Genomic DNA, 17,615 nt, shown 5'->3' with positions numbered 1-17,615 from the left:
CTATGCTAGCGCGGTACCCTTAGGGTATGGGCTACGTGCCCGCCCCCACCCCTCAGCACGGCCTGGAGGAAGGCCCCGTCCTCCTCAAGGACGGGCGCACCGCCTTTTTGCGCCGGGCCACCCCCAAGGACCTCCCCCTCTTCGTGGAGTTCTTACGGCGCCTCTCCCCCGCCTCCTTGCGGCTCCGCTTCTTCTCCCCCATCTCCCCCGAGAAGGCGGCGGAGCTTCTCCTCTCCGCCAAGCCGGACGAGGAAAAGGTGAACCTCATCGTCCTGACCGGGGACCCGCCCCGCATCGTGGCCACGGGGGAGTACGTGCGGGGCCGGGGAGAGGACACCGCCGAGGTGGCCTTCCTGGTGGACGACGCCTTCCAGGGGAAAGGCCTGGGCACCCTTCTTCTGGAGCGCCTGGCCCTCATCGCCGCCAAGCGGGGGGTAAGGCGGTTCCAGGCCTTCGTCCTGCCGGAGAACCGGCAGATGCTCTCGGTTTTCATGGAAAGCGGCTTCCAGGTGAAGGCCCACCGGGAAGGGGGGGAGGTGGAGGTGGAGTTTGAGATCGTCCTCACCGAGAAGGCCGCCGAGCGCTTTGAGTGGCGGGAGAAGGTCTCCACCCTGGCGAGCCTCCACCCCTTCTTCTTCCCCCGGGGGGTGGCGGTGGTGGGGGCGAGCCGGGACCCGGAGAGCATCGGCTACCGGGTCCTGGAAAACCTCATCTTCGGCCGCTTCCAGGGGCCGGTCTTCCCCGTGAACGAGGCCATCGGCAAGGAGGGGGGCACGGTGGGGCCCCTTCTCGCCTACCCGAGCCTGGAAAGCGTCCCGGGACCGGTGGACCTGGCGGTGATCGTCGTGCCCAAGGAAAGGGTTTTGGAGGCCCTCGAGGCCTGCGGGCGGCGGGGGGTGCGGGCGGCCGTCGTCCTCACCACGGGCTTTTCCCCTAAGGAGGGCCAAAGGCTTGCGGAGAAGGCCCGGCGGTACGGGATGCGCCTTTTGGGCCCGGGCTCCTTGGGGCTTTTCCACACCCATCCCCAGGTACGCCTGGCGGCGGGGCTCGCCCCCCTGCCGAAGGAGGGGCCCCTGGCCATCTCCAGCCAGTCGGGCACCCTGGGCCGGGCGGTCATGGCCTACGCCGAGGGGTTCGGCCTGGGCATAAGCGCCTTCGTCTCCTTGGGGGGCAAGGCGGACGTCTCCTCCAACGACCTCCTCCAGTTCTGGGAGGAGGACGAGCGCACGCGGGTTATCCTCCTCTATTTGGAAAGCTTCGGCAACCCCAGGCGCTTTTCCCGCCTGGCCCGGAGGATCGGCAAGAAAAAGCCCATCCTGGCGGTCCACCCCTCCCGCGACCCCCTGGTGCGGGCCCTTTTCGCCCAGGCGGGGGTGGTCCGGGCCAACAGCCTGGAGGAGGCCTTTGACGTGGCGGCCCTCTTGGCCTTGGGGCGCCTTCCGCAAAACCCCCGGGTGCGCCTGGTCTCCAACGCCTCCGGGCCTTCCAACCTGGCCCTGGAGGCCCTCAAGGAGGGAGGCCTCGAGGTGGAGCACACCGACCTGGGCTCCACCGCCACCCTAAAGGCCTTCCAAGAGGCCTTGGAGGAAGCCCTTAAAAGCGAGGCGGGAAGCGTCTTCCTCCTCTTCGTCCCCATGGGCTTCGCCGAGGAAGAGGCGGTCCTTAAGCTTTTGGCCGAGGCCCGCACGGAAAAGCCCCTCCTGGCCTGCTTCATGGCCCGAAACGCCCCCCGGGTCCAGCTTTTGGGGCAGGCCGCCGTCTACCGCTTCCCGGAATCGGCGGCCATCGCCCTGGCCCGGGCCTGGGCCTACCGGGTCTTTCGGGAAAAGCCCCTGGTCTTCCCCGATTTCCCCGACCTCCGGGTGGAAGAGGCGAGGCGCCTCCTGGAGGGCAAGAAGGCCCTTGGCCTTCAAGAGGCCCTTGCCCTCCTGAAGGCCTTCGGCGTGCCGGTGGGCGAGGGAGAGGGCATCCTCCTGAGACTGGAGATCCTTCCCCACCCCCTCTTCGGCCCCTTCTTCCGCCTCCTTCTCCCCACCCCCCTAGGGGACCAGGTCCTGGGGGAAAGGCTTTCCCCCCTTACCCAGGAGGACGCCGAGGAACTCCTCAAACCCTTACAGGGCCACGCCGACTTGGCCCCTTACCGGGAAATCCTCTTAAGGCTTTCCCGCTTGCTGGAGGAGCTTCCCCAGGTGGAGGCTCTAAAGCTCGTCCTAAAGGGCCCCTGGGTGGCCCAGGCGGAGGTGACCCTTGCGGATCGCTAGCCGGCAAAACCCCCGGGTGAAGGCCCTCGCCGCCCTCAAGGAGCGCAAGGAGCGGGAAAGGACAGGCCTTTTCCTGGTGGAGGGCAGGCGCGAGGTGGAAAGGGCCCTCAAGGCGGGCCTAAAGCCCGAGGCCTTCCTCCTAGGCCCCAAGGCGGGGGAGGCCGAGCGAGACCTAGCCCAGGGGGCCGAGGTCTTGGAGCTTTCCCAGGAGGCCATGGAAAGAGTCTCCGTCCGGGAAAACCCCCCCTCCCTCATCGGGGTCTTCCGCATCCCGGAAAAGCGGCTGGAAGCCCTCGCCCTTCCGGAAAACCCCCTGGTCCTCGTCCTCTTGGGCCTGGAGAAGCCCGGAAACCTGGGGGCCATCCTGCGGGCGGCGGACGGGGCGGGGGCGGACCTCGTTTTGGTGGCGGAAGGGGTGGACCTCTATAGCCCCCAGGTGATCCGCAACTCCACGGGGGCGGTCTTCGCCCTTCCCGTCTATCCCCTTTCGGAAGGGGAAGCGGCCCGCTTTTTGGAGAAAACGGGGCTCCCCCTGGTGGCCGCCACCCCGGAAGGGGAAAGGCTCTACTGGGAGGAGGACTACCGGAAGGGCGTGGCCTTCCTCCTCGGGGCCGAGGACGAGGGCCTTTCCGAGGCTTGGAAGAGGCGGGCCCAGGCCCGGGTACGAATTCCCATGCGGGGGGTGGCGGACAGCCTCAACGTGGCCGTCACCGCCGCCCTCCTCCTCTACGAGGCCCTGCGCCAGCGGTCCTGACCCAGCGTTTATAAGCCCCCCCTCAACCCCCTTGACAAAAAGGATGGGGCGGGAAATAATGACCCTTGGTTTGACACTCCAAACCCTTGAGCGTCAAAGGGGGGAGTGGATATGGCCGCGGAGGTGAAGACGGTGATCAAGCCCCTAGGCGATCGAGTTGTGGTGAAGCGGATTGAGGAGGAGCCCAAGACCAAAGGTGGCATCGTGCTTCCCGACACCGCCAAGGAGAAGCCCCAGAAGGGCAAGGTGATCGCGGTGGGCACGGGCCGCGTCTTGGAGAACGGCCAGCGGGTGCCCCTCGAGGTCAAGGAGGGGGACATCGTGGTCTTCGCCAAGTACGGCGGCACCGAGATTGAGATTGACGGCGAGGAGTACGTGATCCTCTCCGAGCGCGACCTGCTTGCGGTCCTGCAGTAAAGGAGGTGAGCTATGGCGAAGATCCTGGTGTTTGACGAGGCGGCTCGCCGGGCGCTGGAGCGCGGCGTGAACGCCGTGGCCGATGCGGTGAAGGTGACCCTTGGCCCCAGGGGCCGGAACGTGGTCCTGGAGAAGAAGTTCGGCTCCCCCACCATCACCAAAGACGGGGTGACGGTGGCCAAGGAGATTGAGCTGGAGAACCACCTGGAGAACATCGGGGCCCAGCTTCTGAAGGAGGTGGCCTCCAAGACCAACGACGTGGCGGGCGACGGGACCACCACCGCCACCGTCTTGGCCCAGGCCATCGTGCGGGAGGGCCTGAAGAACGTGGCCGCCGGGGCCAACCCCCTCGCCCTCAAGCGGGGCATTGAGAAGGCGGTGGAGGCCGCCGTGGAGAAGATCCGCTCCTTGGCCATCCCGGTGGAGGACCGGAAGGCCATTGAGGAGGTGGCCACCATCTCCGCCAACGACCCCGAGGTCGGCAAGCTGATTGCCGACGCCATGGAGAAGGTGGGGAAGGAGGGGATCATCACCGTTGAGGAGTCCAAGAGCCTGGAGACCGAGCTGAAGTTCGTGGAGGGGTACCAGTTTGACAAGGGGTACATCTCCCCCTACTTCGTCACCAACCCCGAGACGATGGAGGCGGTCCTCGAGGACGCCTTCATCCTCATCGTGGAGAAGAAGGTCTCCAACGTCCGTGAGCTCCTCCCCATCCTGGAGCAGGTGGCCCAGACCGGCAAGCCCCTCCTGATCATCGCCGAGGACGTGGAGGGCGAGGCCCTCGCCACCCTGGTGGTGAACAAGCTCCGGGGCACCCTGAGCGTGGCCGCGGTGAAGGCCCCCGGCTTCGGTGACCGCAGGAAGGAGATGCTCAAGGACATCGCCGCGGTCACCGGCGGCACGGTGATCAGCGAGGAGCTCGGCTTCAAGCTGGAGAACGCCACCCTCTCCATGCTGGGCCGGGCCGAACGGGTGCGGATCACCAAGGACGAGACCACCATCGTGGGCGGCAAGGGCAAGAAGGAGGACATTGAGGCCCGGATCAACGGCATCAAGAAGGAGCTGGAGACCACCGACAGCGAGTACGCCCGGGAGAAGCTCCAGGAGCGCCTGGCGAAGCTGGCGGGCGGTGTGGCCGTGATCCGGGTGGGCGCCGCCACCGAGACCGAGCTCAAGGAGAAGAAGCACCGCTTTGAGGACGCCCTGAACGCCACCCGGGCGGCGGTGGAGGAGGGCATCGTGCCCGGCGGCGGCGTGACCCTCCTCAGGGCCATCAGCGCCGTGGAGGAGCTCATCAAGAAGCTGGAGGGCGACGAGGCCACGGGCGCCAAGATCGTCCGCCGCGCCCTGGAGGAGCCCGCCCGCCAGATCGCCGAGAACGCCGGGTACGAGGGCTCGGTGATCGTCCAGAAGATCCTCTCCGAGACCAAGAACCTCCGCTACGGCTTCAACGCCGCCACCGGGGAGTTTGTGGACATGGTGGAGGCCGGGATCGTGGACCCCGCCAAGGTGACCCGCTCCGCCCTGCAGAACGCCGCCTCCATCGGCTCCCTCATCCTCACCACCGAGGCGGTGGTGGCGGAGAAGCCCGAGAAGAAGGAGTCCACGCCCGCGCCCGCTGGCGGCGACATGGACTTCTAGGCCTTAGGGCCTAAGAGGGGGGGCTGGGATGCCAGCCCCCCCTTTTGGTTTCGGCGCCCATCTCTTGGGCCAGGGGCGTAGGAAGCGGCCACAAGGTGGCCTTTGGGGAGCCCCAAAGCACCTAAGGAGCCGCACGGTGGTTTCGCAACATGGGATGCCCGGGATGAGGCTTGGGAAGCTCCCTTTGGGGCCCCCACCGCAGCTTTAGCTGCGGTGGGGTACTTAGAAGGGGACCACCTCCTCCTGGACCCCCCCGTTTTCCCCTTGGAGGAAGACCTCCCGGTCGGGGACCAGGTAGGCGCGGAAGCCCTCCCGCTCCAGGGCCTCGAGGGCCTCTTCCGAGACCCGCACCTCCCGCAAGGCGAAGAGGGCCTCGCCGAAGGGCCCCTGGACCTTGAGGTAGAGGGGAAGCGTCCCCGGGTGCTCGTCCAAAAGGCTTTTGAGGAGGGCGATCCCCTTCTCGTCTAGAAGGGCGTGGTCCACCTCCACCTCCAGGGCCTTGGCCGCTTCCGCCACCTCCTCGTGGGTCCAGGCCGCTTGGGCCAAAACCCTTAGGCCCCCTTCCTCCCGCTCCACCTCCGCCAAGACCAGAAGGGGCGTGTCCTCCCTTAGCTTGGGGGAGACCGCCTCGTAGGCCCGGCCGAAGACCACCGCCTCCAAGGCCCCCGTCTCATCGGAAAGGACGAAGCGGGCCATCATGCCGCCGCTTCGGGTGGGCTTGCGCACCACCTCCTCCACCATCCCCGCCAAAAGGACCCGGGGGCGGGGGGGAAGCCCCCGGATGAAGTCCTCTAGCTCATCCAAAGGGCAGCTCGCCGCCTCCCTAAGCCCGGGGTAGCGGAGCACCGGGTGGCCGGAGACGTAGATGCCCAAAGCCTCCTTCTCGTAGCGGAGCCTCGTGATCTCGTCCAGGGGCGGGGCCTCGAGGAGGGGAGGCTCCTCCACCTCGGCGAAGAGGCCCAGCATGCCCGAGCGCGCCTTCTCCCGGGCCTCCGCCGCCCACCGGAGGAGGGCCTCCAAGGAGGCGAGGAGGCGGGCCCGGTCCCCGAAGGTGTCCAAGGCCCCCGCCTTGATGAGGGACTCCAGGGTGCGCTTGTTCAGGACCTTTTCGTCCAGGCGGCGGAGGAGGTCGCCCAGGCTCCTAAAGGGCCCACCCCGCTCCCTTTCCCGGAGGATGGCCTCCGCCGCCCCCTCCCCCACGTTCTTCACCGCCGAGAGGCCGAAGAGGATCTCCTTCCCCACCACCTTGAAGTCAAACCCCGAGCGGTTGATGTCCGGGGGAAGGACGGCGATGCCCATGGAGCGGGCGTCGCGGATGTACTCCGCCACCTTGTCCGAGTCGTGCCGCTCCACGGAGAGGAGGGCGGCCATGAACTCCACCGGGTAGTGGGCCTTCACGTAGGCGGTCTGGTAGGAGAGAAGGCTGTAGGCGGCGGCGTGGGAGTTGTGAACGATGACGTCCTCGGCCACGAAGGTGTGGGTGCCCTCCACCGTGAGGTCAAAGACCTCCTCCTCCCCCAGAGGCTCCAGGGCCTCCACCCGGTCCCAGTACACCTCGGCCCCGGCCAGGCGGAGAAGGTCCAGGCTTTGGGTAAGGGTGGCCAGGCGCAAGACCGTGGCGCGGGCCAGGCCCTTCCGTCCTTTCCCGGGGCGCAGGAGGCCCTGGGCGAAGCCGTGGGCCTCGAGGAAAGCGGCAGGCGCACCCATGGCGGCCTCCGCCACCGCCCGGCGCACCAAGGGAAGGAAGTCCAGGGGTAGGACGTCCTTGGTGCTCCTCCCGGCCTCTTCCCAGCCCGAAAGGAGCCGCCTCAGGTCCTCGGCCCGCTTGCCCACAAGGTAAGGCCCCACCCACTCGGCGAAACGGCGGGCGGCCTCGAGGCCACCCAGGAGGTAAACGACCCACCCCTTGCGCCCCTCCTTGTAGGGGAACTCCTTGGCCACCAATCGGCTTTGCAGGCCCAAGCGCAAAAGAAGGTGCTGCACGTCCCGGGCCAGGGCCTCCGAGGCGGTGGCGTAGTGGACGAGCCGCCCCTCCGGGTCTATGCCCCCATCCCCCACCCAAAGCCGCCCCAGGAAGCGGGCCACCTCCTCGGGCGGAAGCCGGAAGACCACCTCGGGAAGGCGCTTCTCCCAGGCGGATAGGCCCAAAAGGCCGAGCTCCCTTAAAAACTCCACCGCCCCGGCGGGTTGCCGGCGGTCCTCCCGGCCCACGTACACGTGGGCCACCCCCCGGCGCCAGACCACCTTGGCCCGGGTGTTGGGAAAGCCCCCCAAGGCCTCCAGCATGGCGGCAAGCTCCTCCTCCGAGGAGGTGTAGAGGTAAAACCCCGAAGGGTGGCGAAGGTTCCCCTCGGCCAACGCGAAGCCCAGAAGGTCCAGCTCGTGAGGTTTAAGGCTGGCGGAGGGGAGGTAGGGAAGGTGGCGGGGCAAGGCCACGAAGTCCCCGGGCCTGAGGGCCCCCAGAGGACACCAGCCCTCCGGGGTGTAAAGGGGATGGTTTGCGGTGGCCTCCAAGGTTCTCCCGGTGGCGGTGCGGAGGCGGTAAACCCGGGCCCTGCCGCTGGAAAAGGCCGCCACCACGGGGCGGGGCACCAGGCGAAGGGTCTTCTCGTCCAGGGAGGGCACCCACACCCCCTTCACCTCCCCCCGGGCGAGGGCCCCCACGGAAACCCGCCTCCCCGTGCGGTAATCCACCACCTGGGCGCGGCCCGGGAGGCACTTGTTGAAGCCATAGTTGGCGAAGGCCTCCAGCATGTCAAAGAGGCGGTTGGCCTCCTCCTCGGGCACGCCCCGCTCCTTGGCCCCCCGCAGGAAGCGCTCCCGGTGCTTTTGCATCTCCTCCACCTTCTTCTTGCCCATGGTCCGCCTAAGGAGGTCCGCCTCCCCCAGGGAGTACCCCGCCACGGCCGAGGCGATCTGCATGATCTGCTCCTGGTAGACGGGGATGCCGTAGGTCTCGTCCAGGATGGGCCTCAGGTACTTCTCCGCGTGGGGGAACTCGCTGTAGCTCACGGGCTCCTGGCTGTGGTGGCGGCGAATGTAGGTGGGAATGTGCTCCATGGGCCCCGGGCGGTAGAGGGAAAGGATGGCGATGAGGTCCTCAAAGCGCCGGGGCTTGAGGCCGCGAAGCGTGGCGGTCATCCCCCCCGATTCCAGCTGGAAGACCCCCTTGGTCTCCCCCCGGGAGAGGAGGGCGAAGGTCTCGGGGTCATCCAGGGGCAGCCGGTCGTAGTCCAGCTCCACCCCCTTGGACTCCTTCACGATGCGCTTGGCCTCGTCCAGGAAGGTGAGGGTGCGCAGGCCCAAAAAGTCCATCTTTAAAAGCCCCAGGGCCTCCACCGCCCCCATGTCGTACTGGGTAACGGGTCGCCCCTCCTGGTCCCGCATGAGGGGCACCAGGTCCGTGAGGGGCTCGGCGGCGATCACCACCCCGGCGGCGTGGACCGAGGCGTGGCGGTTTAGGCCCTCGAGGCGCATGGCCACCTCCAGGACCTCCCGCACCTTGGGGTCCTTCTCCATCTCCGCCTTCAGCTCCGGCACCACCTGGATGGCCTCCTGCAGGGGCTTGGGCCGGCCGAACTGCACGGGGATCAGCTTGGCCAGCTCCTCCGCCTTCTTGTGGGGGATGCCGTAAACCCGGGCCACGTCCTTGAGGGCGGCCTTGGGGGCCAGGCTCCCCAGGGTGCCGATCTGGGCCACCTTGTCCTCCCCGTAGCGCTCCCGCACGTAGGCGATCACCCGGTCCCGCTCCCGATCGGAAAAGTCCGTGTCAATGTCCGGCATGGAGACCCTCTCCGGGTTCAGGAAGCGCTCAAAGAGGAGGCCGAAGCGCAAGGGGTCTATGTTGGTGATGCCCACGGCGTAGGCCACCAGGCTTCCCGCCGCGCTCCCCCGACCGGGGCCCACGGAGATCCCGTTGCGCCTCGCCCAGTTGATGTAGTCCTGGACGATGAGGAAGTACCCGGGGAAGCCCATGCGCTCAATCACCCAAAGCTCGTAAAGGGCCCGGTGGAGGATGGCCTCCGCCGTCCACTCCTTAACCCCCTCCAGGGGGGGGAGCTCCTTCACAAGCCCTTCCCAGGCCTCCCGCTCCACCTGGGCCAAGGCCTCGGCCAAAGCCTCCCCGTCCCCGTGGGGGGGAAGCTTCCCCAGGCGGCGGAAGACCTCCCGGTAAAAGGCCTCGGTGATCCGGTCCGGGTAGCGGCGAAGAAGCCCCTTTAGGGTGAGCTCCATCAGGTACTGGGCCTCGGTGCGCCCCCCGGGCAGGGGAAACCGGGGGATGCGGTAGACCATCTTGTCCCCGATGGGCAGGTCCACGTTGCACATGCGGGCGATCTCCACCGTGTTGTCAAAGGGCTCGTCCCCCCACTCCGCCTCGGGGAGCATGGCCCGCATCTCCTCCGGGGTTTTCACGTAGAACTCGTCGCAGGGAAAACGCCAGCGCCCGGGGTCGTCCAGGGTGCTCTTGGACTGGATGGCCAGGAGAACCTCGTGGGCCCGGGCATCCTCCTTGCGCACGTAGTGGCCGTCGTTGGTGGCCACCATCCCCAGGCCGTACTTCCGGGCGAACTCCTTCAGGACCTCGTTGACCTTCCTCTGCTCGGGGAGGCCGTGGTTTTGGATCTCAATGAAGAAACGATCGCCGAAGATGGAGAGGTACTCGTTGAGCCGGGCCTCCGCCAGGTCCAGGCGGTCTTGGAGGATGAACTGGGGGATCTCCGCCCCCAGGCACCCCGAGAGGGCGATGAGGCCCTCGCTGTGTTCCCTCAGGATCTCCCGGTCAATCCGGGGCTTCTCGTAAAAGCCCTCCAAATAGGCCCGGCTCGCCAGGCGCACCAGGTTCTGGTAGCCCTTGAAGTCCTGAGCAAGGAGGGTGAGGTGGAAGTAGCCCCCGTCCAGGCCCTTGCCCCGCTTGCGGTCAAAGCGGCTTTCCGCCGCCACGTAGGCCTCGTAGCCCAGGATGGGCTTGATGCCCATCTCGGTGGCCTTTTTGTAAAACTCCACCGCCCCGAAGAGGTTCCCGTGGTCCGTCATGGCCAAGGCGGGGTCCTCGGGAGTGGTCTCCTTGACCCACTTAAGGAGGTCGGAAAGCTTCGCCGCCCCGTCCAGGAGGGAGAACTGGGTGTGCTGGTGGAGGTGGGCGAAGCGGAGCTTGCGGCCCATGCCCTCCAGTCTACCTTGCGGGAACCAGGGGGGCGGCTAAACTAAGGCGATGACGCATGGCGAATCCCTGAACCGGGCCATCCGGGAGCGGCTGGCAAGCCACCCACGCCGCCTGAGGGGGCGCGGGAGGAGGGAAGTGGGCTGGGTGGTGCTGGACGCTAGCTTTCTCCTCCCCGGGGTCTCCCTCCGCTTTCTGGAAGCATGACCCTGGGCGAGCTTAGGGAAGAGGTCTGGAACGCCCTGGCCCGCTTCGGCCTCGCCCTCCACCCCACGCCCCCCCACGGCCACCACCCCAACTTCCTGGGGGCGAAAAGGGCGGCGGAGCGTCTCCTAAAGACCCCCGAGTTCCAGGGGGCGAGGCGGATCCTTTCTGGGATGGACGCCGTGCTAAAGCCCTTAAGGGACGAGGCCCTGCGCCAGGGGAAGGAACTCCTCCTCCCCCACCCCGACCGGCCGGGGGAGTTTTTGCTCCTCAAGGACCTGGATCCCAGGAAACTCAGGCGGGTGCGGGAGGCCTACCGCTTCGGGGTGCGGGTGGACCTGGGGGCGGCGCCCATAGACCTGGTCCTCATCGGGGCGGTGGCGGTGGACGAGGAAGGGGGTTGGGTGGGCAAGGGCTACGGCTTCCCCCAGGCCTGGCTCCAGGTAGAAGCCCCCTTCGCCACCCTGGCCCACCCGGTGATGGTCTACCCCAGGCTTCCCGTGCCCCCCGAGCGCCGGGTGGACCTGATCGCCACCCCCCAGAGGCTCATCCGGCCCTGAGGCCGAGGACAAGCCCCCCCACGAAGCTGGCCCCGAAAGGGAGGTTGTAGGTGAGGGTGGCCACAAGCCTTTCCCAGAGGCTTTTGAGGCCGGGTTGCTGCAAAAGGGGCTCCACGTCCCGCTGGATCCGGGTCCAGTCCACCTCCACGTAGCCCGCTTGGGCCAGAAGCTGGAGGGCCACGAAGAGGAGGCCGAGGGCGATGGCCAAAAGCCGCCCCACCTTCTTCAGGGCGTAGCCCACGGCGTAGCCCGCGAGGCCGCCGAAGGTGATCTGGCCCAGGTAGGGGGTGAGGTCGGGTAGCTCCACGGTTTCCACCCTAGCGTGGGGAGGGCGGCGGGGCAAGCGCTCTTGGGCACCTGGGCCGTTAGGCGCCCTCCAGGCCGAGAAGCCGGGCCTCCCCCTTCATGGCCTCGAGGACGAAGGCCAGGTGCTCGTCCAAAGGCACCCCCAGCTCCTCGGCCCCAAGGCGGATCTCCTCCCGGTTCACCCCCTTGGCGAAGGCCTTGTCCTTGAACTTCTTCTTGAGGCTCGGGAGCTCGAGGCCCAGGATGGACCGGTCCGGCCGCACGTAGACCGCGGCGGCGATGAGGCCCGTGAGCTCGTCCACGGCGAAGAGGGCCTTGGCCATGAGGCTTTCCCGGGGCACCCCCGTATAGCTGGCGTGGCCCAGGATGGCCTTTAGGACCTCCTCGGGGTAGCCCAAGCGCCTTAGCTCCTCCACGGCCCTATAGGGGTGCTCCTCGGGGTACTTCTCGTAGTCCAGGTCGTGGAGCACCCCGGCCATGGCCCAAAGCTCCTCGTCCTCCCCAAAGCGGCGGGCGTAGGCCCGCATGGCCACCTCCACCGCCCGCATGTGCCGCCTTAGGGAAGGGCTTTCCGTCCAGGCCTCCATGAGGGCCAGGGCTTCCGCGAAGCTCGGCATGCCCTAAAGTATAGCCATGCGCATCGGCTACGGGGAGGATAGCCACCGCCTGGCCGAGGGAAAGCCCCTTTACCTCTGCGGCCTCCCCATCCCAAGCCCCCTGGGGGCCCTGGCCCACTCCGACGGGGACGCCGCCCTCCACGCCCTCACCGACGCCCTCCTTTCCGCCTACGGCCTCGGGGACATCGGCCTCCTCTTCCCCGACACCGACCCCCGCTGGCAAGGGGCTAGGAGCGAGGTGTTTCTGCGGGAGGCCCTCCGCCTCGTGGAAGCCCGGGGGGGGAGGCTGCTTCAGGCAAGCCTCGTCCTCACCCTGGACCGGCCCAAGCTGGGCCCCCACCGGGAGGCCATGGTGGAAAACCTGGCCCGCCTTCTAGGCCTTCCCCAGGACCGCATCGGCCTTACCTTCAAGACCTCAGAGGGCCTGGCGCCCGAGCATGTCCAGGCCCGGGCAGTGGTGCTCCTGGATGGTTGAGGTCCTGGTCTGGCTCGGCACCCTGGTCTTCGCCGCCACCGGGGCCCTCAAGGGGGTGGAGAAGGGGTTTGACCTCCTCGGGGTCCTGGTCCTGGCCACGGTGACGGCGGTGGGGGGCGGGTCCATCCGGGACGTCCTGGTGGGCACCCTGCCCCCCACCGCCCTCCACAACGAGCCCCTCCTCTGGAGCGTGGTGGGGGTGGGGCTTCTCGTCTTCCGCTTCCACCCCCGAGTCCAGGCCTTGGAGAAGCCCATCTACTACCTGGACACCCTGGGCCTTGGCCTCTTCGCCGCCTTGGGGGCGGAGCGGGGCCTTTCCGCGGGCCTCGGGCCCTTCGGCGTGGCCCTGGCGGGGATGCTCTCCGGGGTGGGGGGCGGGGTGCTTCGGGACGTGCTCTCCGGGGAGGTGCCCGTGATCCTCTACCGGGCGGGGGACCTCTACGCCTCCGCCGCCTTGGTGGGGGCCCTGGTGGTCTACGCCCTCTACGGAAGCCACCCCGAGGCCGCCCTTTTCGCCGGGGCCCTGGCCACGGTGCTCCTAAGGGTCTTCGGCCGGAGGCTTGGGCTTAAGCTGCCCACCCCCCGCTAATCCCCTCACTTAAGCTTCGCCAGCTCCTGGCGGGCCCTTTCCTGGTCGTAGCGGTCGGCGGCGGTCCGGGCGGGCAGGGAGAGGGCGGTCTCCAGCTGCCGCCTGGCCTCCTCCTTTCTTCCCCAGGCGGCCAGGACCCGGGCGTACTCCACCCGGTGGATGATCCCCTCGGGCTCCAGCTCAATGGCCTTCTTCATGAGGGGCTCCACCTTCCCCCCGTCGGCCCCTTGGGTGGCGGCCACCAGCCAGCCCTTCTGCACCAGCTCAAAGTGCCAAAGGGCCAGGGCCACCATGGCCCCGGCGTGGTCCGGCTTGAGCTTCAGGGTCTTTTCCAGGTCGTTCCGGATCCTGGGGGCAAGGCCTTCCGTAAGGGCCTCGAGGATCCCCTTGTACTGGGAAAGCCGGCCCAAGGCCCTCGCCCGCTCAAAATACCCCTCCGGGTAGTCCGGGTCCTTGGCGATGGCCTGGGAAGCCGCCTTCTCCGCCCGTTCAAACCAGGCGCGCTTCTCCTCGGGCTTGGCCTCGTACATGGCGTAGAAGCTGACCGCCTTGGCGGCCAGGGCCAAGGCCTCGGGGGTGGAAAGCTTCAAGCCCAGCTCGTAGGCCTCCCGGAAGCGCCCCGCATCCAAAAGGGCTTCCACCTGGGAAACCTGCGCCCAAGCCCAGCCGATGCCCACAACCAAAAGCAAAAGCCACCGTCCCATGGGGTTCACCGCTAGGATTATACCAAGTCTAAGGTCAAGTGGGTAAACTGGAAGCCACTATGAACCGGATAATCCTTCTTCTAATGGGTGTCCTCCTCGGAGGCCCGTTGGCCTCGGCCCAGGAGGCCCAAACCTATTACCTCCGCTGCCTTCGCTTCTACCAGCAAGGCGCTCTAGAAAGCGCCCAGACCACCTGCGAGCTGGCCCTGGTGAGCGATCCCAACCACGCCCCAAGCCTCCGCCTCCTCGCCCGCATCGCCCTGGAAGGAAAGGACCCCAAGCAGGCCGAAGCCTTCCTGGAACGCTTAGGGAAAGACCCTGAAGCCCCCCTTCTCCAAGCCCGCCTTCTCCTCCTAAAAGGCCGCCCCGAGGAGGTCCTTAAGCTAGACCTCCCCTCAGGGCCCGAGGCCCGGCTCCTCAAAGCCCTGGCGCTAGAGGGCCTCAAGCGCTACGAGGAGGCCCTGGCCCTGGCCCAAGGCCTTCCCCCCACCCTCGAGGCCCGCCTCCTTCTGGCCCGCCTCTACCTGGCCCTAGGAAAGCCCCAGGAGGGGCTCGCCTTCTTGGGCTCCACGCCGGAAGAGCGCCTCATGGAGGGAAGGCTCCTCTTCCTTTCGGGAAGGCCCGGGGAGGCCATCTCCCTTCTGGAAAGCCTCCTTCCCGTCCTCCCTCCAGAAGGACGCAAGGAAGCCCTACGCACCCTCACCCTGGCCTACCTGGGGCAAGGGGACCTGGCCCGGGGAAGCGCCGCCCTTTCCCAGCTAGCCCAGGTGGAGAACCTTCCCGGCCGCTTTCTGGAAAGGACCTGGCCTTGGCTTCTGACCTTTCTGGTCTTTTTGGGCCTGGTCCTCCTGGGGGAAAGCCGCATTGAGCCCCTGCGCACGGTGGAGGTGGTGGAAGATCCCCTGCCCGGCCCGGGAAGCCTCTACCTTTACCTTCTCCTAAGCCTTTTCCTGGCCCTGGCCTTCGCCCTCTTCCTGGGGAAAGCCCTCTTCGCCAACGCCCTGGCCCTTTTCACCCCTTACCAGCAGGACCAAGTCCTTCCCAGCTTCTACCTGGTCTACGGCCTCGCCCTCTTCACCGCCCTCCTCCTGGGGCAGAGGCGGCGCCTTCCCGGGCTTTTAGGGGACGGGCGCACCTGGGTGGAGGGGTTCTGGGTGGGGCCCGCCCTCCTCCTTTGCCTCTTCCTCTACGGTCTCCTGAGGCCCTTTTTGGGGCTTTCCACCCTGCCCCTAAATCTCCTGGTCTTCCTGGGCCTCGCCCTCATGGAGCCCTTCTTCCGGGGGCTTGCGCCCTTGGTCTACAAGGAGCGGTACCGGGACCTGGCCCCGGCCCTGGCCGCCCTCCTCTTCGCCCTGGCGGTCCCCGGCCCCACCCTCCTTCTCCTCCTCCTGGGGGCGGGGCTTCTTTGGGCCAAGGAGCGGGCGGGAAGCGTCTTGGGGATGGCCACGGGCTGGGTGGTGGCGGGGGTGGTCCTCGCCCTCTTCCCGGTCCCTTGGTTGAGGAGGTTCTGATGCGGCCCGTCTTCTTTCTCTCGGACTTCGGCCTCGAGGACCCCTACGTGGGGGTGGTGAAGGCGGTCCTCGGGCAGAAGGCCCCCGGGACCAAGGTGGTGGACCTGGCCCACGCCCTCCCCCCCCAGGACCTGCGCCGGGCGGCCTACGCCCTCTTTGAGGCGGTGCCTTATCTGCCCGAGGAAAGCGTGGTCCTGGCGGTGGTGGACCCCGGGGTGGGGACCGGGAGGCGGGCCATCGCCGCCTGGGGCAAGCGCTTCTACGTGGGGCCGGACAACGGCCTCTTCACCCTGGCCTGGCTCTTAGACCCCCCCCAAAGGGCCTTCCTCCTGGAACGGGTGGCTCCGCCTGGGCCCCAGGGCATCGGGCCCCTTCCCGGCTGGCGGCCTGGGGAGGCCACCTTCCACGGCCGCGACCGCTTCGCCCCCGCCGCCGCCCACCTGGCCCTGGGCCTTCCCCCGGAGGCCCTGGGGCCGGAAATCCCCCCCCAGGACCTCGTCCGCCTTTCCCTCCGCTTAAGCCCTGGGCCCGAAGGGGAGATCCTCACCTTTGACCGCTTCGGCAACGCCATCACCACCCTCCTGGAAGCCCCTTTGGGCGGGGTGGTGGCGGTGGCGGGGCGGGAAGTCCCCATCCGCCGCACCTTCGGGGAGGTGGGGGTGGGGGAGGCGGTGGCCTACCGGGGAAGCGCCGGGCTTTTGGAGATCGCCCTGAACCAGGGAAACGCCCGGGAGGCCCTGGGCCTAAAAGAGGGCCTCCCCGTGCGCCTCAAAACCAAGAGCGAAGCTCCTCCAGAAACTCCCGGGCGGTGAAGTCCAGGCTCACAGGGGTGATGGAGACGTACCCCTGGCGCACCGCCCAAAGGTCCGTGCCCTCCTCTTCCTCCCCCACGGGGGTGCCGGCGATCCAGTAGTAGGGCTTGCCCTCGGGGTCCAGGCGCTCCACCACCCGGTCCTCAATGCGGTGGGTGGAAAGCCGGGTCACCCGCACTCCCTTGGGCCGGCCCGCAGGGAAGTTCACGTTCAACAGAATTCCCTGGGGAAGCCCCCTTTCCGCCACCCGCCGGGCCAGGTCCACCGCCAGGCGGGCGGCCTCGGCGAAGTCCAGCTCCTCCCCCGAGGTGTCCAGGCTGAAGGCCAGGGAGGGGATGCCCAGGGAGGTCCCCTCCAGGGCGGCGGCCACGGTGCCCGAGTGGGTGAGGTCCAGCCCCAGGTTCACCCCGATGTTGATCCCCGAGACCAAAAGGTCCGGCCGCCCCAAGAGGTGCACCCCCAAGACCACGCAGTCCGCCGGGGTGCCGTCCACCCGGTAGGCGGGGATCTCCCCGAAGCCGGCGCTGGCCGTGTGCTTGAAGCGCAAGGGGCGGCGCACGGTGATGCCGTGCCCCACCGCCGACTGCTCCACGTCGGGGGCCACCACGTAGACCTCGCCCAAAGCCCGCATGGCAAGCCCCAAGGCCTTGATCCCCGGGGAGAAGATGCCGTCGTCGTTGGTGACCAGGATGCGCATGCCCTAAGCCTAAAGCAAAAGGAGCCCCTTCCGGGGCTCCCCTGAAAGCCAGCCTTTAGAGGCGGTGGACCTTCTTGGCCTGGGGGCCCTTGCCGTTCCGGCCGGGCTCCACCTCAAACTCCACCCGCTCCCCCTCGTTCAGGGTGCGGAAGCCCTCGGCCTCAATGGCCGTGAAGTGCACGAACACGTCCGGACCCTCTTCCTGCTGGATGAACCCGTAGCCTTTTTCCGCGTTAAACCACTTGACGGTACCCTTCTTCATGCTTCTCCTTCATCCCGAAAACCCACTTGGCTTTCCCGGGACTCCCCACTATCCCACGCCCTCTAAAAAAAGTCAAGCCCCCCCTTAACCAGGGGGGGCAAGGCCCTAGGGGATTAGTGGGCGTGGCCGCCCTCGTGCACGTGGCCGTGGAGGAGTTCTTCCGGCGTGGCCTCCCGGACCCGCACCACCTCCACCTGGAAGTCCAGGTCCTTCCCGGCCAAGGGGTGGTTGAAGTCAACGGTGACCTCCTCCCCCTGGACCTCCACCACCGTGAGGGGCATGGGGTTCCCCTCCATGTCCTGGGCGTAGAACTGGGCCCCCGGCACCACCTCGGCGTCCTCGGGGAAGGCGGCGAGGGGCACCACCTGCACCCCCTCGGGGTCGTGGGGGCCGTAGGCCTTCTCCGCGGGCACGTGGGCCTGGAAGACCTCCCCCTCCTCCCGGCCTTCAAGCTCCTCCTCGAGGCCCCGGATCAGGTTGCCGTGGCCGTGCAAGTAGGCGAGCTCCCCTTGGTCCAAAACCTCCCCCTCCACCTGGAGGGTGTAGCGGATGGTGACTACCTTGTCCTGTCCAACCTTCATGTCTACCCTTCCGCAAGCTTGGGGCTTGCAAAGTTTAGGGTACCAAAACCCAGGGAGGAAGAA

General features: G+C 67.8%; 17 protein-coding genes. 10 read left to right on the top strand and 7 right to left on the bottom strand.

Annotation, left to right across the window (positions count from 1 at the left end; genetic code table 11):
- The first annotated feature begins 26 nt into the window (after positions 1-26).
- The 4 genes from IEX93_RS01255 (at position 27) to groL (ending at position 5,073) form a co-directional block, all read left to right on the top strand.
- The gene (locus tag IEX93_RS01255; protein ID WP_188845614.1) at positions 27-2,261 is read left to right on the top strand and encodes a GNAT family N-acetyltransferase; all 2,235 of its coding nucleotides are present in this window, start codon (positions 27-29) and stop codon (positions 2,259-2,261) included.
- Positions 2,248-3,015, top strand: coding sequence for a TrmH family RNA methyltransferase (locus tag IEX93_RS01250; RefSeq protein WP_188845611.1), 768 nt, complete (start codon positions 2,248-2,250; stop codon positions 3,013-3,015). Before IEX93_RS01255 ends, IEX93_RS01250 begins: the two co-directional genes overlap by 14 nt.
- A gap of 111 nt (positions 3,016-3,126) precedes the next feature.
- Positions 3,127-3,432 (top strand): co-chaperone GroES, encoded by a 306-nt coding sequence (gene groES, locus IEX93_RS01245; protein ID WP_011174076.1) that lies wholly within the window; start codon positions 3,127-3,129, stop codon positions 3,430-3,432.
- Positions 3,433-3,444: 12 nt separating this feature from the next.
- Positions 3,445-5,073 (top strand): chaperonin GroEL, encoded by a 1,629-nt coding sequence (groL, locus tag IEX93_RS01240; RefSeq protein WP_188845609.1) that lies wholly within the window; start codon positions 3,445-3,447, stop codon positions 5,071-5,073.
- 222 nt (positions 5,074-5,295) lie between these two features.
- Here groL and dnaE read toward each other — a convergent pair whose 3' ends face one another.
- Entirely contained in the window at positions 5,296-10,236 is a 4,941-nt protein-coding gene (gene dnaE, locus IEX93_RS01235) for a DNA polymerase III subunit alpha (RefSeq protein WP_188845607.1), read from the bottom strand.
- Between the two features lie 49 nt (positions 10,237-10,285).
- Here dnaE and IEX93_RS01230 point away from each other — a divergent pair, with 49 nt between their 5' ends.
- Entirely contained in the window at positions 10,286-10,441 is a 156-nt protein-coding gene (locus IEX93_RS01230; protein ID WP_188845605.1) for a hypothetical protein, read from the top strand.
- The gene (locus tag IEX93_RS01225; protein WP_188845603.1) at positions 10,438-10,998 is read left to right on the top strand and encodes a 5-formyltetrahydrofolate cyclo-ligase; all 561 of its coding nucleotides are present in this window, start codon (positions 10,438-10,440) and stop codon (positions 10,996-10,998) included. The genes IEX93_RS01230 and IEX93_RS01225 overlap by 4 nt, the downstream gene beginning before the upstream one ends.
- Here IEX93_RS01225 and IEX93_RS01220 read toward each other — a convergent pair.
- Together IEX93_RS01220 and IEX93_RS01215 are read right to left on the bottom strand one after the other, a co-directional pair.
- Positions 10,985-11,305 (bottom strand): FUN14 domain-containing protein, encoded by a 321-nt coding sequence (locus IEX93_RS01220; protein WP_188845601.1) that lies wholly within the window; start codon positions 11,303-11,305, stop codon positions 10,985-10,987. The two genes, IEX93_RS01225 and IEX93_RS01220, sit on opposite strands and share 14 nt — an antisense overlap.
- Positions 11,306-11,363: 58 nt before the next feature.
- A complete protein-coding gene (locus tag IEX93_RS01215) occupies positions 11,364-11,921 on the bottom strand; it encodes an HD domain-containing protein (RefSeq protein ID WP_188845599.1) in 558 nt (185 codons plus the stop codon).
- A 16-nt stretch (positions 11,922-11,937) separates the two neighbouring features.
- Here IEX93_RS01215 and ispF point away from each other — a divergent pair, with 16 nt between their 5' ends.
- Positions 11,938-12,396 carry a 2-C-methyl-D-erythritol 2,4-cyclodiphosphate synthase gene (gene ispF, locus IEX93_RS01210; RefSeq protein WP_188845597.1) on the top strand — a complete coding sequence of 153 codons (459 nt, stop codon included), beginning with the start codon at positions 11,938-11,940 and terminating at the stop codon, positions 12,394-12,396.
- A complete protein-coding gene (locus IEX93_RS01205) occupies positions 12,389-12,985 on the top strand; it encodes a trimeric intracellular cation channel family protein (protein ID WP_188845595.1) in 597 nt (198 codons plus the stop codon). The genes ispF and IEX93_RS01205 overlap by 8 nt, the downstream gene beginning before the upstream one ends.
- A gap of 5 nt (positions 12,986-12,990) precedes the next feature.
- Here IEX93_RS01205 and IEX93_RS01200 read toward each other — a convergent pair whose 3' ends face one another.
- On the bottom strand, positions 12,991-13,689 hold the full coding sequence (locus IEX93_RS01200; RefSeq protein ID WP_188845700.1) for a tetratricopeptide repeat protein: 699 nt from the start codon (positions 13,687-13,689) through the stop codon (positions 12,991-12,993).
- 83 nt (positions 13,690-13,772) lie between these two features.
- On the opposite strand from IEX93_RS01200, the gene IEX93_RS01195 reads away from it, so the two are divergent.
- Complete coding sequence (locus tag IEX93_RS01195; protein WP_229906067.1) at positions 13,773-15,200, top strand: tetratricopeptide repeat protein; 1,428 nt, start codon at positions 13,773-13,775, stop codon at positions 15,198-15,200.
- The gene (locus IEX93_RS01190; protein ID WP_188845591.1) at positions 15,200-16,012 is read left to right on the top strand and encodes a (R)-S-adenosyl-L-methionine hydrolase; all 813 of its coding nucleotides are present in this window, start codon (positions 15,200-15,202) and stop codon (positions 16,010-16,012) included. The genes IEX93_RS01195 and IEX93_RS01190 overlap by 1 nt, the downstream gene beginning before the upstream one ends.
- On the opposite strand, the gene surE is transcribed toward IEX93_RS01190, so the two are convergent.
- The 3 genes from surE to IEX93_RS01175 form a co-directional block, all read right to left on the bottom strand.
- Positions 15,969-16,709, bottom strand: a complete 741-nt coding sequence (surE, locus tag IEX93_RS01185; protein ID WP_188845589.1) for a 5'/3'-nucleotidase SurE — start codon at positions 16,707-16,709, stop codon at positions 15,969-15,971. The two genes, IEX93_RS01190 and surE, sit on opposite strands and share 44 nt — an antisense overlap.
- Before the next feature lie 55 nt (positions 16,710-16,764).
- Complete coding sequence (locus IEX93_RS01180; protein ID WP_188845587.1) at positions 16,765-16,971, bottom strand: cold-shock protein; 207 nt, start codon at positions 16,969-16,971, stop codon at positions 16,765-16,767.
- Between the two features lie 113 nt (positions 16,972-17,084).
- On the bottom strand, positions 17,085-17,552 hold the full coding sequence (locus IEX93_RS01175; RefSeq protein ID WP_188845585.1) for an FKBP-type peptidyl-prolyl cis-trans isomerase: 468 nt from the start codon (positions 17,550-17,552) through the stop codon (positions 17,085-17,087).
- Positions 17,553-17,615 lie beyond the last annotated feature (63 nt).

It is taken from the genome of Thermus composti (genome assembly GCF_014647535.1).
GTDB classification, from domain to species: Bacteria; Deinococcota; Deinococci; order Deinococcales; family Thermaceae; genus Thermus; species Thermus composti.
The sequence above is the reverse complement of the archived record's forward strand: the minus strand, read 5'-3'. Positions and strand labels throughout refer to the sequence as shown.

Excerpts from the sequence above, each read along its gene's own strand:
- IEX93_RS01255 (WP_188845614.1), top strand. The coding sequence starts at position 27 with ATGGGCTACGTGCCCGCCCCCACCCCTCAGCACGGCCTGGAGGAAGGC.
- groES (WP_011174076.1), top strand. The coding sequence starts at position 3,127 with ATGGCCGCGGAGGTGAAGACGGTGATCAAGCCCCTAGGCGATCGAGTT.
- groL (WP_188845609.1), top strand. The coding sequence starts at position 3,445 with ATGGCGAAGATCCTGGTGTTTGACGAGGCGGCTCGCCGGGCGCTGGAG.
- dnaE (WP_188845607.1), bottom strand. The coding sequence starts at position 10,236 with ATGGGCCGCAAGCTCCGCTTCGCCCACCTCCACCAGCACACCCAGTTC.
- IEX93_RS01230 (WP_188845605.1), top strand. The coding sequence starts at position 10,286 with ATGACGCATGGCGAATCCCTGAACCGGGCCATCCGGGAGCGGCTGGCA.
- IEX93_RS01225 (WP_188845603.1), top strand. The coding sequence starts at position 10,438 with ATGACCCTGGGCGAGCTTAGGGAAGAGGTCTGGAACGCCCTGGCCCGC.
- IEX93_RS01215 (WP_188845599.1), bottom strand. The coding sequence starts at position 11,921 with ATGCCGAGCTTCGCGGAAGCCCTGGCCCTCATGGAGGCCTGGACGGAA.
- ispF (WP_188845597.1), top strand. The coding sequence starts at position 11,938 with ATGCGCATCGGCTACGGGGAGGATAGCCACCGCCTGGCCGAGGGAAAG.
- IEX93_RS01205 (WP_188845595.1), top strand. The coding sequence starts at position 12,389 with ATGGTTGAGGTCCTGGTCTGGCTCGGCACCCTGGTCTTCGCCGCCACC.
- IEX93_RS01200 (WP_188845700.1), bottom strand. The coding sequence starts at position 13,689 with ATGGGACGGTGGCTTTTGCTTTTGGTTGTGGGCATCGGCTGGGCTTGG.
- IEX93_RS01195 (WP_229906067.1), top strand. The coding sequence starts at position 13,773 with ATGGGTGTCCTCCTCGGAGGCCCGTTGGCCTCGGCCCAGGAGGCCCAA.
- IEX93_RS01190 (WP_188845591.1), top strand. The coding sequence starts at position 15,200 with ATGCGGCCCGTCTTCTTTCTCTCGGACTTCGGCCTCGAGGACCCCTAC.
- surE (WP_188845589.1), bottom strand. The coding sequence starts at position 16,709 with ATGCGCATCCTGGTCACCAACGACGACGGCATCTTCTCCCCGGGGATC.
- IEX93_RS01180 (WP_188845587.1), bottom strand. The coding sequence starts at position 16,971 with ATGAAGAAGGGTACCGTCAAGTGGTTTAACGCGGAAAAAGGCTACGGG.
- IEX93_RS01175 (WP_188845585.1), bottom strand. The coding sequence starts at position 17,552 with ATGAAGGTTGGACAGGACAAGGTAGTCACCATCCGCTACACCCTCCAG.